This window comes from Escherichia sp. MOD1-EC6098 (assembly GCF_002965865.1).
In the GTDB taxonomy this organism is placed as follows: Bacteria; Pseudomonadota; Gammaproteobacteria; order Enterobacterales; family Enterobacteriaceae; genus Escherichia; species Escherichia marmotae.
This window is the reverse complement of sequence record NZ_PTSN01000001.1, coordinates 131,538-148,006: the sequence shown is the minus strand read 5'-3', so window position 1 is coordinate 148,006 and position 16,469 is coordinate 131,538. Positions and strand designations below refer to the sequence as shown.

The following is a 16,469-nucleotide window of genomic DNA, read 5'->3' as shown; positions in this document are numbered from 1 at the left end:
ATCAGCTCAACGCCAGTAGCTGACGCGTATACTCCTGCTGCGGTGCGGCAAACACGCGCGCGCACGGTCCTTGTTCCACTACTTCTCCCTGTCGCAGCACGATAACCTGATGACATAATGCGCGAACAACATGCAAATCATGGCTGATAAACAAATAGGCTAGTTGGTGCTTTTGTTGCAATGATTTTAATAGCGCCAATATTTGCGCCTGTACCGTTTTGTCGAGCGATGATGTTGGTTCATCAAGAATGATCAGCGAAGGTTTCAGAATCAATGCTCGGGCAATCGCAATACGTTGTCGTTGACCTCCCGAGAACTCCGCCGGATAACGGTGGCGCGTTTCAGGATCTAACCCCACTTCCTGCATTACGGCTTTCACTTGCTCTTCGCGTTGCGTGGCTGAAAGGGTGGGTTGATGCACACGTAACCCCTCCTCAATAATCTGCAACACGTTGAGTCGTGGGTTGAGTGAGGAGTTTGGATCCTGAAATACCACCTGAATGCGATGGCGAATGGGCAATAGCTGGCGACGAGTTAGATTTTGCAATGGCTGACCGTCAAAAACGATGCTGCCCTGAGAGTCAATTAATCGTAGCAACGCCAGTCCTGTGGTGCTTTTGCCGGAGCCGGACTCGCCCACTAAACCCAGCGTTTCACCCGCCCGAAGCGTAAAACTGACGCTTTTCACCACCACGTTATGATCGACGACGCGTTTCAGGAGTCCCTTACGAATGGGGAAAGCGACCTGAAGCTGTTCAACATCAAGCAACGTTGAGGCTGGCTCTGGCAACGGCACTGGATCGCCTGACGGTTCGCTGTTGAGTAGTTTTTGCGTGTAAGGATGAACGGGGGAGGCAAAGAGCGCAGTGGCGCGATTTTCCTCCACACAGCGACCGTTTTGCATCACTGCCACGCGGTGGGCCAGTTTTCTGACAATGCTGAGGTTATGAGTAATAAATAACATACCCATATTCAGTTCATGTTGCAGTTCGCGTAATAATTGCAAAATCTGCGCCTGGACAGAGACGTCCAGCGCGGTAGTCGGTTCATCAGCAATCAATAATTCCGGTCGAGTGAGTAGCGCCATTGCAATCATCACCCGCTGACGTTCGCCGCCGGAGAGCTGATGCGGGTAGTCTGTCAGCCGTTTTGCTGCCTGGCGGATACCGACGCGATCGAGGCAATTAAGGATTTCACCACGCGCCGCTTCCCGACGCATCCCGCGATGCAGTGAAAGCACTTCATAAAGCTGTTTTTCCAGAGTATGCAATGGGTTTAACGATACCATCGGCTCCTGGAAAATCATGGCAATCTTATTTCCCCGCACACCACGCAACGTTTGCTCGCTGGCATGAAGCAGCGATTCGCCATGAAAACGAATATCGCCAGAGAGATATTCAACAGGCGGGGAAGGGAGAAGACGTAAAATCGACAGCGCAGTAACGCTCTTGCCGGAGCCAGACTCACCCACCAGCGCCAGCGTTTCGCCAGCTTCAATGCGTAGCGAAACATCATTCACTACGGTGCGAACGGTTTGCTGATGGCGAAAACCCACCGACAAATTTTCAATCGCTAACAGAGTTTGCGTCATGCTACACCGCCTTATTAGGATCAAATGCGTCGCGGACTGCTTCACCAATAAAGATCAGCAATGACAATAATATCGCCACCGACAAGAAGGCGGTGATCCCAAGCCACGGTGCCTGAAGGTTATTTTTCCCTTGTAACAGCAGTTCTCCGAGCGATGGTGAACCGAGTGGCAAGCCGAAGCCGAGGAAATCGAGCGAGGTCAGGGTGGTGATCGAGCTACATAAAATAAACGGTAAAAAGGTGAGGGTAGCGACCATTGCATTTGGCAACATATGACGCAGGATAATACTGCGATCGTTGACGCCAAGCGCCTGCGCCGCGCGGATGTAGTCGAAATTACGGGTACGCAAAAATTCCGCACGCACTACGCCCACCAGACCCATCCAGCCAAACAAGACGGTAATCGCCAGCAGCCACCAGAAGTTAGGTTGAACGACACTGGAAAGCAGAATTATCAGAAACAGCGTCGGCATCCCCGACCACACTTCAATGAAGCGCTGCCCCCAGAGATCCACTTTTCCGCCGTAATAACCTTGCAGCGCCCCCGCCAGCACGCCCATCACACTGGAACAGAGTGTCAGCATCAGACCAAACAGAACCGAGATCCGTGTGCCATACAGAATACGCGCCAGCACATCGCCGCCGTTGGCATCCGTCCCCAGCCAGTTTTGCGGTGAGGGTGGGGAGGGGAAGGGCTTATCGGTCGCAAAATTGATACTGGTAGCACCAAAGCGAATCGGTGCCCACAGTACCCAGCCTTTATCCTCCAGTCGTTGTTTTAGCCACGGATCCTGATAATCCGCCTGGCTTGCCAGCGGACCGCCAAAATCACTTTCACTGTAGTTTTTCAGCAACGGGAAATACCAGCTACCGTCATAACGTACCAGCAACGGTTTATCGTTGGCGATCAGTTCAGAACACAAACTCAAACTGAATAAGAAGAGGAAAATCCATAACGACCAGTAGCCGCGACGATTATGACGAAAACGCGCCCAACGGGCCTGATTGACGGGGCTGAGTTGCGGCATTAGCGTCCCTCAAAATCAATACGAGGATCGACCAGTGTATAGCTGATATCACTGACGATATTCAGGAGCAGGCCAATCAGGGTGAAAATATACAAGGTGCCAAACATCACCGGATAATCGCGCGAGACGGTCGCTTCATAGCCCAGCAAACCGAGGCCATTGAGTGAAAACATCACCTCAATCAACAGCGAACCGGTGAAAAACATGCTGATGAAAGTCGCTGGAAAACCGGCAATCACCAGCAGCATGGCGTTGCGGAACACATGTTTCCAGAGAATGTTTTTCTCACTCACTCCTTTCGCGCGCGCGGTAACCACATATTGCTTGCGCACTTCATCAAGAAAGGCGTTTTTTGTCAGCATGGTGAGCGCCGCAAAGCCGCCAATCACCGTCGCCAGCACGGGTAGCGTGATGTGCCACAGATAATCGGTGATTTTCTGATACCACGGTAGTGAATCAAAATTAGCGGAAACCAGGCCGCGCAGAGGGAACAGGTCGAAATAACTGCCGCCCGCGAAGAAGACAATCAGCAGGATTGCAAACAAAAAGGCCGGAATAGCGTAGCCGATGATAATAAATGCGCTACTCCAGACATCAAAGCGACTACCGTTGTAAACGGCTTTGCGAATACCCAGCGGAATTGACACCAGATAGATAATCAGCGTGCTCCACAATCCGAGGGTGATGGAAACCGGCAGACTGTCTTTAATCAATGTCAGCACTGAGGCGCTACGAAACAGGCTGTCGCCAAAATCAAAACAAATGTAGTCCCGGAGCATTTTGAAGTAACGTTCGTGGATCGGTTTATCGAAACCGTAGCGATGGGTGATCTCTGCGATCACTTCTGGATCCAATCCGCGTCCACCGCGGTAGTTGCTGTCGCTGATGTTGCCGACGCCCGTTTGTGCATGGCTGGCACGCACGCCTTCGCCGCCTGCACCTGGTAATACTCCGGCATTACCAAACTCAATGGCGGCGATGGCCTGGTCGACCGGACCGCCAGGCGCAATTTGCACGATAAAAAAGTTGATGGTGATAATCGCCCATAACGTTGGGATCACCAGCAACAGACGGCGAATCAGGTAAGCGCCCATCTACTCTCCCTGTTGTCTGGCTGACGGCAGTTTGGCCGCTTTATTGACGTCATACCACCAGGTATCAATACCGAGACTATAAACGGGACGCACTGCCGGGCGGGAGAATTTATCCCACCAGGCGAGACGGTCTTCCGCCATGTACCACATCGGCAACATGTAATAATTCCACGTTAATACGCGATCCAGGGCGCGCCCCAACGGCAGTAATTTTTCTTTATTTCCCTGGGCGGCAATAATTTGGTTGATCAGCGAGTCGATGACCGGACTTTGTACGCCGGGAGCATTATAAGTAGAGTTGATATATTCCGATGACCAGGAAATCTGTAAATCGGAGCTGGGCCACGGCATCGCCCGCCACACGCGTGGCATCATGTCATAGTCGCGGCTGCGCATTCGGTTGGTGATTTGTGAGTTATCCACCTTGCGAATGTCCATGTTGATACCAAGCCGTTGCAGGCTGTGCTGGAACGGCAATACCCACTGGCTATTACTGCTGGCTGGAAGCAATAATTCAAAGCTGAGAAGCTGACCCGTCGTAGCGTTAACGCGTTGCTGACCCTTCAGTACCCAGCCTGCTTCGTTGAGAAGTTTGTCGGCTTTTAACAGATTACCACGGTCGTAGCCATCGCCTTTGGATTCTGGCGGCTGGTAGATTTGTGTGAACACCTCTGGCGGTAGATCTTTTTTCATTGGTGCCAACAGCACCAGTTCCGCAGCGTCGGGGTAATTTCTGGCAGCGTATTCGGTATTCTGAAAATAGCTGTTAGTGCGACTCCAGGCATTGTAAAACAAGGCCTTGTTCATCCATTCAAAGTCGAAGGCGAGGGTGATGGCTTCCCTAACCCGGCGATCGTTGAATACCGGGCGCTGAATATTAAACGCCAGCCAGCGTGTATCCTGGGCTGATTCGTTCTTTTGCTCATCTTTGATAATGTATTTTTTGTCGAAATTTTTACCGGTATAGCGCGTGGCCCAGTTTTTGGCGTCGTTTTCCATGCGCAAATCAAAGGCACCAGCTTTAAATGCTTCAAAAGCGACGTTATCGTCAAGGTAATAATCGTAGCGAATGGTGTCGAAATTCCAGCGTCCACGGTTTACCGGTAAGTTTGCCGCCCAGTAATCTTTCACGCGGGAATAGACAATATTTTGCCCCATTTTCCAGGCCGTAATGCGATACGGACCACTGGCAAGTGGAGGCGTAGCGAGCGGGTCGCTCAGTTTGTGACCCTTCCAGTATTTTTCTGGAAATACCGGCAGTGAAAACAGGCTAAGCATATCTTCTTTGCCGGGTTTAGCTAATTCGATGCGCACGGTTAACGGCGCAATGGCTTTAACTGTGGTGCCTTTGTATACCAGGCGAAATTGCGGCACGCCTTCAGTCATAAACTTTTGAAAAGTGAACTCAACATCGCGGGCAGTAATGGGCGAACCATCATGAAAACGGGCGCGCGGATTAATAGCAACTTCAACCCAGGAATAATCGTCGGCATAGCGCGCGCTTTCGGCAATTAGCGGGTAATAACTGCCCGGCTCGTCATCGGAGGTGGTAAATAGTGTGTCGTACAACTGCTCGGTACGTGCACCGGGGTTTCCGCGTAGTGCATAGCGGTTGAAATTATCGAAGGTGCCAATGGAGGATAACGTTATCTGCCCGCCTTTTGGCGCGGCAGGATTAACATAATCAAAATTGTTGAAATTAAAGGCATATCTGGGTTCTCCCAGTACTGCAAAGGCATAGCTTTCCTTAATAGCCTGCGCCTGCACACCGAAGGTGAACAGGGTGATAAACACCAGCAGTATGCGCACAATCATCTGCAATGGATTTCCTTTTACTCATCATTAGCCGCAATCCGGCATGCTTTCTCTATGAATAATAAGGGACACAAGCACTCCTTACCACTGCGGCGTATGCGGTTTCTCCAACCAGCGGATAAAATCATCCAACGGCAGAGGGCGACTAATCCAGTAACCTTGCAGGAAATTAACACCACGTTCGCGTAACCAGCGTGCCTGTTCCGGCGTTTCAACCCCTTCAGCAACTGTCAGCATATTGAGACGCTTCGCCAGCGTCAGCACCGCGTCAAGCACTGGTGAGGTGACCGTTTCCGTACCTATGGCATTGATGAAACCGCGGTCAATTTTCAGGTAATCGAGCGTGAAACGTTCCAAATAGATAAGCGCGCTGTGTCCGGTGCCGAAGTCATCAATGGCAATTTCCACGCCGACAGAATGCAGCCATGCGAAGAGTTGTGACGCTTCATGTTCTTTCAGCATATCGCGCTCGGTAATTTCCAGCACAATCTGGAAATGGTGAGCGGGCAGGGAGGCAAGCAGTCGATGTATATCGGCTTTAAAGCTCTCGTTGTGCAAATGGTCCGGCGCAATGTTAATACCAAACTTTACGCCCACCGGCAGTACGTTGTGTAATTCTGCCGCGTCACGAGCAATCAGCTCAAACAGGTGCTGGGTCAGTGGCACAATCATCTTTTGCGATTCGGCATAATGAATGAAGGCATCCGGGGGGATTTCACCCACTACCGGATGACGCCAGCGCAGTAACACTTCCAGACCCGTTACCCGCAGCGTTTGTGTATCAACCACCGGTTGATACACCACGTAAAACTGCTCACGCTTGATGGCCATCATAATCTCTCTGCCAGGGCGCATACGCACGCTCATCAGGTAATAGCAGAGCAGGCCAACGACAGTTCCACTCATTCCACCCAGTAAAAACGCGTACCACACATCACTCCATGTCCAGTCGTTAGCATAAAGTCGAACAGTCAGCGGAATGCCTGCGATTTTGGTTTCACGTACCGGCGTGCCGGTTAACTCGCGGACGTTCATCAAATGCGGCGTAAAGGTCGATATCGCAGTATTACCAATAATGAGTGCTATACCATCGAAATCTTGCTGGTGAGAGCTATAGAGAAGATACGGCGTCAGGTTCAGGTTCAATGCTGCAAAAACGCCGCTATTTTTTAATAAAGGATTGCGATACCAGATGACGATCGTGGGTTTGTTGGGCACCATCGGTGTGCCAGGCAACATTGCCATATCAATATTTTTACTAATGTCGAGCGCCGGAATCAGTTCATTGAGCGGAATGTCCATCTCACCAGTCGCAGAAGAACAGAAACTCTTTTTATCCTTTACCAGCACAAACGTTCGTACATTCATACTGAATGCCGCACGTGCAGTCAGTTCAGGGTTGGCTTGCTGACAGGTATCTAAGGTGAGTGGCTGGAGGTGATCAGTAGTGGACTTCAGCTCGGTGAAATAGGTGTCGAGATATTTTTGTACGTCGGTAATCAAGGTGTCGTATTTGACTTCATGTTTATGCCAGGCCACTAAAAACTGAAGGCAACTGACAAGTATCGCGATCATCACGCCCGCAATAATGCAGGTAAGCAGGATCTTACGTCCGGAAGAGGGAGCGCGTATGAACATAGTTCCGTTAATATTCCTGAGATTACGATAACGCTGAAGTAGAAGAGAATGACGGGACTATAGCCTGGATCAAGGCATGGAAACATCATTTTCTATAATGGATGAAAATAAAAAAGCACTGCTTAAGCAGTGCCTTCAGTTAACTCGTCAGGATAGCCAAGGGATTGCATCCAAACGGTTTATTAGCTGCGACTAAGAACCCGACGTGCTTCGTTGTAACGCTTTTTCCAGTACGGCTCATTCATGCTGGAAATAATAACACCACTGCTGGTGGAAGCATGAACGAACTGATTATTGCCGATATAAATACCGACATGGCGTCCCGTTGAACCGGCACGGAACAGAACTAAGTCACCTGTACGCAAATTACTGCGGGAAACTGACTTGCCCATTTCCTGTTGTTCATAAGTTGAACGAGGGAGTTCTAAGCCAAATTGTTCGCGGAATGTACGCTGTACGAAACCAGAACAATCGATACCTTTTTTGGTGCTGCCGCCCAGACGATAACGCACGCCTTTCCAGTCAGCATACTGATCCATAATTCGCGATTTTACGTCGACATTACGAACCAGGTTTTCAAATTCATCCTGAGAAGCTTGCAGTGATGATGTTTCACTACCCACTGCACGTGTCTCAGGATGCATATTCTTTGCGGTGTTGTTTGCACTACATGCAGAAAGCAGAACCGCTACTGCAATCGCGGGAATGCCGCGCAAGATATATCTCAAAATCGGTTGAGATTTGACCATGTTGTTTGTTTTCCCTTGAAGTCCTTAACGACAAATATCGTTATAAAAAAATGCCAAGCGAGACGAGACTAATTACCTGGGCATGTTGAAACAATTCCCTAAGGCCAAATCTGTGGACTAACGCACAAAATTATATGCTGTGAGGATAATTTACCGCCGAGGCAAAACGAGTTCGAGATTACCCGATTGGCGCGGTCTTGGCGAGGGGTTTTACATGATTTTTTATAAGAAAAAGTGATACAGAAAGTTAATAACCGGGATTGGTCAATTAAAGAACGATTGAGCAAAAAGCATGCAATCCATTCATTTCGTTAGAGAATGACTATTTTACTCGATGAACGAAAGCAATGCAGTGCATCATCAGGATTATCCGGTCTATGAAAATAAACCTGATGATGTTAATTACTGTGAGTTATTTGTTTTAGGAATGTTTTCTTTTTCCTGGCAATGATTTGTCAAAGAAGGTGATTAATCGATCACTTAATGGCGTCATCAACCACCAGGGCAAACCAATCAATATCACAGTCAGGGAACCGACAATGATATCGGTAAACCAGTGTGCGCCAATCATCACTCTGGGAAATGCAAATACCACAAAAATAATAAGGGCGATGACGCCTGCGACTTTTCCGAAATAACGCCACATGAATGCAGAAAAAATAAGCAACATCATGCCATGATCGCCAGGAAAACTATCTCGCGAGGCATCTTTTGTTGGCACAGATAACAGTTCGCTGACGCGGTTAATATTCGCAAATGTTAATGTCGGGCTGGCTCGCTTTACCGGAATTAATGCCTGGCCCAACTGGTTTAATACCACTGCGGTTAACAGCATGACCAGACCGATAATCATGATATGGCGTCTGCCGGAGGCGTTTTCTTTCAGCCAGAAACTCAGCATCAGCAGTCCCATTGCCAGCAGTGAACAGCCGTCAAAAGCGCGATTATTGGTCAATGCGACCAGCCATAAAAAAGTCTTGCTTTCGACCAGTTTCTGATTAAAAAAATAGAAAATATCCGCGTCAATCGGCAACCAGAATCCATGATTGACGGGAATGTACCAGGAAAGAAACAGCGCGAGGCCGACAACGTTTAACAACGCTATTTGCGGCAAATTTTTAATCATATTTTCTCTAATCATCTTACTGAAAAACGCAAGCAACCTTACGCGTTGGTCACTAAACGAAGCTTCAACAGCGCGCTCTGTAAGGCATTCCAGTCAGTTTCGCTGCTGGAAATCAGCTCAACGCGACTGTCCGGTGGTGCCACGTTTTGCGTTTCAATGTGCAAGTCATCGCCCTGACGGTTGATTCGCACCAGTCCTTCAGGAATACGCATCACGCCTTTCACGCGTTCCACTGGTGCAAGCCGCGCCCATTCCAGAATGCCAACGGTGTCGAACACCGTATCAGCATCGAATATCCAACCGCAGGCCTGATGCCCTTGTCCGCTGTTGAGACTGCGACGCCAGCGTTGATGCTCTGGCAGGCTTAACGCGGCTAACCCTTTTTTCACGGTATGCTGATGTGAATGGGCGGCGCTGGCGGGTAATTTGATTAAATTGCGACGGGGTAAATCCAGAAGATGACCATCAATTTGCCCATGTTCGCTGTGAATTAATTGCCGATCGCCACCATTTTGTTGCCACCAGCGTTGCAACGCTTGCTCGCTTTCGGACGTCGCTCGGTCGGATTTATTGGCGACAATAATGTCTGCGGCAGCCAACTGGTCACGGAAATTTTCATTATTGACGCTTTTTTCATCCAGCAGCAGGCGAGGATCGAGAATACATAACGTGGCGCGCAGATCGATCCACGGTTCATAAACCGGAGCGGTTAACAGATCGAGGATCTGTTTTGGATGGCCCAGCCCTGTAGGCTCTATCAGCAAGCGGTCTGGTTTTCCCTGGCGCAGTAAGGTATTCAGCCCCACCTGCATCGGTAAGCCATTAACGCAGCACATGCAGCCGCCGGGGATCTCTTTTAGTAATGCACCGCTGTCAGCGAGCAAAGCACCATCTATCCCGACTTCACCAAATTCATTAACCAGCACCGCCCATTTTTCTTGCGGATCTTTGTGGGCTAATAGATGAAGAATTGACGTCGTTTTCCCGCTGCCGAGAAAACCGGTGATGAGGTTGGTCCTGGTCACAACGGCTCCGCAATAATCAGATTAGTTAACAGTGCGTTAATCCTGGCTAAAAAAGCTGGAAAAGAGAAGAGAAGGAGCGGACGAAGCATGCCTCCGTCCACCTTAACCGCAGAAATCGTTAAATTTTGAGGGTATTTAACAGTGCCTGATGCGCTCCAAACTGCGCTATTTGTTGCCAGGCATTTTTGATTGTCTGCACAAAATGCGGGTTATTGGGCAGGTCATCACCGAAAACTTCACGCAGAGAAAGCAGGGCGCTAACGCGTTGTTCACTGCTACTTTCCGCAACCAGATCGCGAATTTTATCGCTGAGCGGATCGCGAACATCAATGGCATTTCCGGCATCATCAACGCCGCTCACATAGCGCATCCAGCCTGCGACTCCTAACGCCAGTAACGGCCAGTTTGTTTCGCGCGCCAGATGAATGCGAATGCTCGCCAGCATGCGTTGCGGTAATTTCTGACTGCCATCCATCGCGATTTGCCAGGTTTTATGTTTCAGTGCGGGATTGGCAAAACGTTCAATTAACTTATCCGCATATTGCGTCAAATCGACATTTTTAATCCGTAGCGTCGGCGCTTGCTCATCCAGCATTAACGTTCTGGCGGCATGGCGAAATGCGCGGTCATGCATGCAATCACTGATATGGGCAAACCCTGCGAGATAACCCAGATAAGCGAGAAAAGAGTGGCTGCCATTAAGCATGCGCAGTTTCATCTCCTCCCAGGGCAAAACATCATCCACCAGTTGTACACCTGCGACTTCCCAGGCTGGACGTCCTGCAACGAAGTGATCTTCCACTACCCACTGGATAAACGGTTCGCAGCTAATCGCACAGGGATCATTCACGGCCAGATGCTGGCTAATTTCTGCCAGCGATTCGTCGGTTGCTGCCGGAACAATGCGATCAACCATCGTTCCCGGAAAGCTGACGTGTTCTTTTATCCATTCGGTGAGTTCTGGTGAGCGTTTTTCTGCCATTCCCAAAACCGCATTTTTCACCACATGGCCATTGTCGGGAATATTGTCGCAGGAGAGCACGGTAAATGGCGCAAGGCCGCGTTCACGGCGGCGTTTCAGTGCTTCGACAAGAATGCCTGGTGCGGAATGAGGTTCTTCCGGCGTTTGTAGATCGTGAATAATGCGCGAATTGCTGGTGTCGAGCGTGCCGGTGGCCGGGTCGATGCAATACCCCTTTTCGGTAATCGTCAGGGAAACTATCGCCACCTGCGGTTCGCAAAATTTCTCAATAATCGCTGCTAATGAATCCAGTTTTGCATTCAGGCATTCGTGAACGGCACCGACAATAATCACCTGATTGCCGTCCGCACCTTTCTCTAACACAGTGTATAAATGGTCTTGTGCGCGAAGCTGGCTCATCAATTGCTCACCGCTGAACAGGCTGATTTCACAAATTCCCCAGTCGCCACCCTGCGCATTCAGCACACGATCGGTTAATAATGCCTGATGTGCGCGGTGAAAGGCTCCAAAGCCAAAATGAACGATACGGGATTTCAATTGCTGGCGATCGTAGCATGGAGTGTGTACGTGATGGGGGAGCGTAACGGAGGCAATAGTATTCATAGAGGTCACGTCTCAGTAACGATTAATTAACAATGGCAGTGTAAAGTTATATGACAGCAATTGAAATTGGTCTGGATTGTTAATGCAATGAAGTGTGAGGGCGATCAATCAACGAGTAAATTTTACGGGCGGAAGGCGTTCAGTAAGCACAAAATAGCAGATTGGTATAATAAATTAAAAAAGGGACAGCCTGAGCAGTCCCTTTTTGAATGTGGCTGAAGTTAGTCAGCACGCCCCATGTAACGGCGTTCTTCGATATGGATACGGATTTTTTCGCCCGGGCTTAAGTATTCTGGCACCTGAATCACCAGACCGGTGCTTAATGTTGCCGGTTTGTTACGTGCGCTGGCAGAAGCACCTTTAATGCCTGGTGCGGTTTCAACGATTTCCAGATCAACGGTCTGCGGCAGTTCAAGTGCCAGCAGTTGGCCGTCCCAGGTCAAAACCTGCATGTCAGGCATACCGCCTTCCGGCATAAACAGCAGTTCTTCTTCAATCTGATCTTTCGTGAAGGTATACGGCGTATAGTCTTCTTTATCCATAAAGACATATTCGTTGCCATCAACGTAGGAGAAGTCAACATAGCGGCGGGTCAGCGTCACGGTGTCAACGATATCATCACCTTTGAAACGCTCTTCTACTTTCAGCCCGGTACGGACATCAGAAAAGCGCATTTTGTACAGCGTAGCGGCACCGCGGGCAGTGGGGGACTGAATATCAATATCCTTAACCAGCAGCAATTTGCCGTTGTAATTCAGAACCATACCTTTTTTAATTTCGTTCGCTCTTGGCATCGAAAAATTCCTGTAGTCGAAAATGTCAAAAATATCGCGACAAACTACTCGCGACGGCCATTTCAGGCAAGAGGTATTCGCACTTTTGCTGGTGCAAAAAAGGTGGTACTGTGCGCGCTCATCAATCCGGTGGTTAACCTGAAGAGAACAATGTATGGAATGCCGTCCGGATTGCGGGGCGTGTTGTACCGCCCCCTCAATCTCCAGCCCTATTCCGGGTATGCCAGATGGCAAGCCCGCCAATACACCCTGCATTCAGCTCGATGAACAGCAACGCTGTAAAATTTTTACCTCGCCACTGCGCCCGAGAGTCTGCGCAGGCTTACAAGCCAGTGCAGAAATGTGCGGCAACACGCGTCAGCAGGCAATGACCTGGCTTATCGATCTGGAAATACTGACCGCGCCTTAAACATCTTTAATCCGCAGTAAGCAGAACAGGGTGGCGATAATCATCACCATCGCAAACCAGAACACTGCATGATAATTCCAGATCTCTGCGACTATTCCGGCTACTGAACCGGCGATAATCCAGCCCACACGTGATGTATTGGTATAGAGCGTGGTTGCTGAACCCGCCTGGCCGGGCATCAGATCCTGAAAATAGAGCATCCCAATACCGCCAAGAATACCGATAAAAATAGCATTCAGCATCTGTAAGCCCAACAGAATGACAGGTGAATGTGCCATCAGCATACCTGCGTAAAAACAGATGCCACCCACGGCTGCTACGCGCATCAAGAACCGCTTACCCAGACGTTTGGCAAAATAACCGGCAATTAACATCGTCGGGATTTCCAGCCCGGCGGCGGTCCCCATCATCACACCCGCCAGTTTTTCTGGAAGATGTAGTTCGTTAATAATAAATAGCGGCATGTTGATGATGTACAGGCTATTTGAACCCCACATCAACGTACAAATGACAAACAGCAATAGCGTATCGCGACGGTTACGCCGCGGTGCTTCAACCGTGCCGGTCGCCAGCGGAACCTCTTTTTGCATCGACGGTAAAAACAGCCACACCATCACGCCGCAAACAATAAACGCTACCGCCGCGCTGAGATACATCACCGTAAAGCTGAAACCCATCGCTAAGGCATAAGCCAGCGGCGGGCCGATGACCCATGCCAGTGAAACCTGGGCGCGCAAAAAAGAGCTGAACATCACTGCTTCACGCCCGGTTTTATCGGCATGTTCACGGGCAAGAGCAAACATCTGCGGGTTGGCGGTAGAGCCAAAGCTGCTAAGAAAAACGCCGACAAACAACAGGATGAAGTAGTTGCGATTCCAGGCGAAAAGGGTGCAGGCCAGCACGCCTAACAGGCAGCAAAAGACAATCAGTGATTTACGATCGCCGCGCTTATCGGAGCGCCCGGCGAGAAACTGGCTGACCAGAATCCCGATGACGGCGCTGCCGGTAAAGAAGAATCCCACCATTGCCGGGCGGGCGTGTACCTCATCGGTAAGAAAAATACTGAGCGTTGGGGTTTGCAGAGCGCCTGCAATGCCGGTGAGAAAGGCAACAATTAAGAATGCCGTTGATGTCAGGTCAAACGATTTCGCGCTGGAGACTGCGGGGGAGTTATGCATGCTGGTCGATCACTGAAAGATGAAGACGCGGAGTTTACGCCGCTTGTCAGAAAATAAACAGTCAGTGAAATCAAACTCGCCATGAATAATCAAAATGCTATTTCACTCTTGTTGAACCTTTGCTGACGCTGCTGAAATGATCATGTTGATAACAAATTTCGCCATCAGCGATTCAGATTATCGGCAAAAAAATGTGCAGCACATCAAACTTTTGTACATAATTTAGCGCCATCCCTTGCGTGCTGAAACAGAAGTATTATGCTTTCTTGAAACGTTTCAGCGCGATCTTGTCTTTAACCCTTAGCCAGGTTAGCGCTTTTTTTCTCATAGAAGCTGAATCGTTTCAATTCAGCAAGAGAGGAGAACTATGTTCCAGTTATTCGTACAGGACATCCATCCGGGCGAAAAGGCCGGAGACAAAGAAGAGGCGATTCGCCAGGTCGCTGCGGCGCTGGTGCAGGCCGGTAATGTCGCTGAAGGCTACGTCAATGGCATGCTGGCGCGCGAACAGCAAACCTCAACGTTCCTCGGCAATGGTATTGCTATTCCACACGGCACCACCGACACCCGCGATCAGGTACTGAAAACCGGCGTTCAGGTGTTTCAGTTCCCGGAAGGCGTGACATGGGGTGAAGGTCAGGTGGCGTATGTTGCTATCGGTATTGCCGCCAGCTCGGATGAACATCTGGGGCTGTTGCGTCAACTGACGCACGTCCTGAGCGATGATTCCGTTGCTGAACAACTGAAATCAGCCACCACTGCAGAAGAACTGCGCGCACTGCTGATGGGCGAAAAGCAGAGTGAACAGTTGAAGCTTGATAACGAAATGCTGACGCTGGATATCGTCGCCAGCGATTTGCTGACTCTTCAGGCGCTGAATGCTGCTCGTCTGAAAGAAGCGGGCGCGGTTGATACCGCTTTTGTTACCAAAGCCATCAATGAACAGCCGTTGAACCTCGGGCAGGGGATCTGGCTGAACGATAGTGCCGAAGGCAACCTGCGCAGCGCCATTGCGGTAAGCCGTGCGGCAAATGCTTTTGATGTTGAAGGCGAAACGGCAGCCATGCTGGTGAGTGTGGCGATGAATGACGATCAGCCAGTCGCGGTACTTAAGCGTCTGAGCGACCTGCTGATCGACAATAAGGCTGAACGTCTGTTGAAAGCTGATGCAGCAACGTTGCTGGCGCTGCTGACCAGCGATGATGTGCCGACCGACGACGTGTTAAGCGCGGAGTTTGTGGTGCGCAATGAACACGGCCTGCATGCCCGCCCAGGCACCATGCTGGTCAATACCATTAAACAATTTAACAGTGATATTACCGTGACAAACCTTGATGGCACCGGCAAACCGGCAAATGGACGTAGTCTAATGAAAGTTGTAGCACTTGGCGTTAAGAAAGGTCATCGCCTACGCTTTACCGCCCAGGGAGCAGATGCTGAACAGGCGCTGAAAGCCATTGGCGACGCCATCGCCGCCGGTCTTGGGGAGGGCGCGTAATGAGCAGACGTGTTGCTACGATCACCCTCAATCCGGCCTATGACCTTGTCGGTTTCTGCCCGGAAATTGAACGCGGCGAAGTGAACCTGGTGAAAACCACCGGTCTGCATGCAGCGGGTAAAGGCATCAACGTGGCCAAAGTTTTAAAAGACCTGGGGATTGATGTCACCGTTGGCGGTTTCCTCGGCAAAGACAATCAGGACGGTTTTCAGCAACTGTTCAGCGAGCTGGGCATTGCCAACCGTTTCCAGGTTGTCCAGGGGCGTACCCGCATTAACGTCAAGCTGACAGAAAAAGACGGTGAAGTCACCGATCTCAACTTCTCTGGTTTCGAAGTTACTCCAGCCGACTGGGAACGCTTTGTGACGGATTCTTTAAGCTGGCTTGGTCAGTTCGATATGGTCTGTGTCAGCGGTAGTTTACCGTCAGGTGTCAGCCCGGAAGCATTCACCGACTGGATGACTCGCCTGCGTAGTCAGTGTCCTTGCATTATCTTTGATAGTAGCCGTGAAGCGTTAGTGGCTGGTTTGAAAGCGGCACCATGGCTGGTGAAACCTAACCGCCGTGAGTTGGAAATCTGGGCGGGTCGTAAACTGCCTGAAATGAAAGATGTCATTGAAGCTGCACATGCGCTACGTGAACAAGGTATCGCGCATGTTGTAATTTCACTGGGTGCCGAAGGCGCGCTTTGGGTTAATGCCTCCGGCGAATGGATCGCCAAACCACCGTCAGTCGATGTCGTAAGCACCGTTGGCGCAGGGGATTCTATGGTTGGTGGCCTGATTTATGGCTTGCTAATGCGTGAATCCAGTGAACACACACTGCGTCTGGCGACGGCTGTTGCAGCCCTGGCGGTAAGTCAAAGTAATGTAGGTATTACCGATCGTCCGCAGTTGGCCGCAATGATGGCGCGCGTCGACTTACAACCTTTTAACTGACA

At 50.1% G+C, this 16,469-nt stretch carries 14 protein-coding genes; 3 read left to right on the top strand and 11 right to left on the bottom strand.

Annotated elements, in window-relative coordinates:
- Position 1: 1 nt before the first annotated feature.
- The 10 genes from yejF to yeiP form a co-directional block, all read right to left on the bottom strand.
- On the bottom strand, positions 2–1,591 hold the full coding sequence (yejF, locus tag C0K55_RS00630) for a microcin C ABC transporter ATP-binding protein YejF (RefSeq protein WP_016262157.1): 1,590 nt from the start codon (positions 1,589–1,591) through the stop codon (positions 2–4).
- Position 1,592: 1 nt separating this feature from the next.
- Positions 1,593–2,618, bottom strand: a complete 1,026-nt coding sequence (locus C0K55_RS00625; RefSeq protein ID WP_105266537.1) for an ABC transporter permease — start codon at positions 2,616–2,618, stop codon at positions 1,593–1,595.
- A complete protein-coding gene (locus tag C0K55_RS00620) occupies positions 2,618–3,712 on the bottom strand; it encodes a microcin C ABC transporter permease YejB (RefSeq protein ID WP_000501591.1) in 1,095 nt (364 codons plus the stop codon). Before C0K55_RS00620 ends, C0K55_RS00625 begins: the two co-directional genes overlap by 1 nt.
- Positions 3,713–5,527: an extracellular solute-binding protein gene (locus tag C0K55_RS00615; RefSeq protein ID WP_105224904.1), complete on the bottom strand. Its 1,815-nt coding sequence runs from the start codon at positions 5,525–5,527 to the stop codon at positions 3,713–3,715.
- An 81-nt stretch (positions 5,528–5,608) separates the two neighbouring features.
- Entirely contained in the window at positions 5,609–7,165 is a 1,557-nt protein-coding gene (locus C0K55_RS00610) for a cyclic di-GMP phosphodiesterase (protein ID WP_000470617.1), read from the bottom strand.
- A gap of 182 nt (positions 7,166–7,347) precedes the next feature.
- Positions 7,348–7,914, bottom strand: coding sequence for a bifunctional murein DD-endopeptidase/murein LD-carboxypeptidase (mepS, locus tag C0K55_RS00605; protein WP_000241011.1), 567 nt, complete (start codon positions 7,912–7,914; stop codon positions 7,348–7,350).
- Between the two features lie 421 nt (positions 7,915–8,335).
- Positions 8,336–9,040, bottom strand: coding sequence for a phosphatase PAP2 family protein (locus C0K55_RS00600; protein WP_016248969.1), 705 nt, complete (start codon positions 9,038–9,040; stop codon positions 8,336–8,338).
- A gap of 38 nt (positions 9,041–9,078) precedes the next feature.
- A complete protein-coding gene (gene yeiR / locus C0K55_RS00595; protein WP_000198840.1) occupies positions 9,079–10,065 on the bottom strand; it encodes a zinc-binding GTPase YeiR in 987 nt (328 codons plus the stop codon).
- Positions 10,066–10,183: 118 nt separating this feature from the next.
- A complete protein-coding gene (locus tag C0K55_RS00590; protein ID WP_105266538.1) occupies positions 10,184–11,650 on the bottom strand; it encodes a mannitol dehydrogenase family protein in 1,467 nt (488 codons plus the stop codon).
- Between the two features lie 221 nt (positions 11,651–11,871).
- Positions 11,872–12,444 carry an elongation factor P-like protein YeiP gene (gene yeiP, locus C0K55_RS00585; protein WP_001136827.1) on the bottom strand — a complete coding sequence of 191 codons (573 nt, stop codon included), beginning with the start codon at positions 12,442–12,444 and terminating at the stop codon, positions 11,872–11,874.
- Positions 12,445–12,598: 154 nt separating this feature from the next.
- Between yeiP and C0K55_RS00580 the strand changes: the two genes are divergently transcribed.
- Positions 12,599–12,853, top strand: coding sequence for a YkgJ family cysteine cluster protein (locus C0K55_RS00580; RefSeq protein WP_001516722.1), 255 nt, complete (start codon positions 12,599–12,601; stop codon positions 12,851–12,853).
- Here C0K55_RS00580 and setB read toward each other — a convergent pair.
- The gene (gene setB / locus C0K55_RS00575; RefSeq protein ID WP_000551958.1) at positions 12,850–14,031 is read right to left on the bottom strand and encodes a sugar efflux transporter SetB; all 1,182 of its coding nucleotides are present in this window, start codon (positions 14,029–14,031) and stop codon (positions 12,850–12,852) included. The two genes, C0K55_RS00580 and setB, sit on opposite strands and share 4 nt — an antisense overlap.
- Positions 14,032–14,398: 367 nt before the next feature.
- On the opposite strand from setB, the gene fruB reads away from it, so the two are divergent.
- Entirely contained in the window at positions 14,399–15,529 is a 1,131-nt protein-coding gene (fruB, locus tag C0K55_RS00570; RefSeq protein ID WP_105266539.1) for a fused PTS fructose transporter subunit IIA/HPr protein, read from the top strand.
- Positions 15,529–16,467, top strand: coding sequence for a 1-phosphofructokinase (fruK, locus tag C0K55_RS00565; RefSeq protein ID WP_000091270.1), 939 nt, complete (start codon positions 15,529–15,531; stop codon positions 16,465–16,467). Before fruB ends, fruK begins: the two co-directional genes overlap by 1 nt.
- The last annotated feature ends 2 nt before the right edge of the window (positions 16,468–16,469 follow it).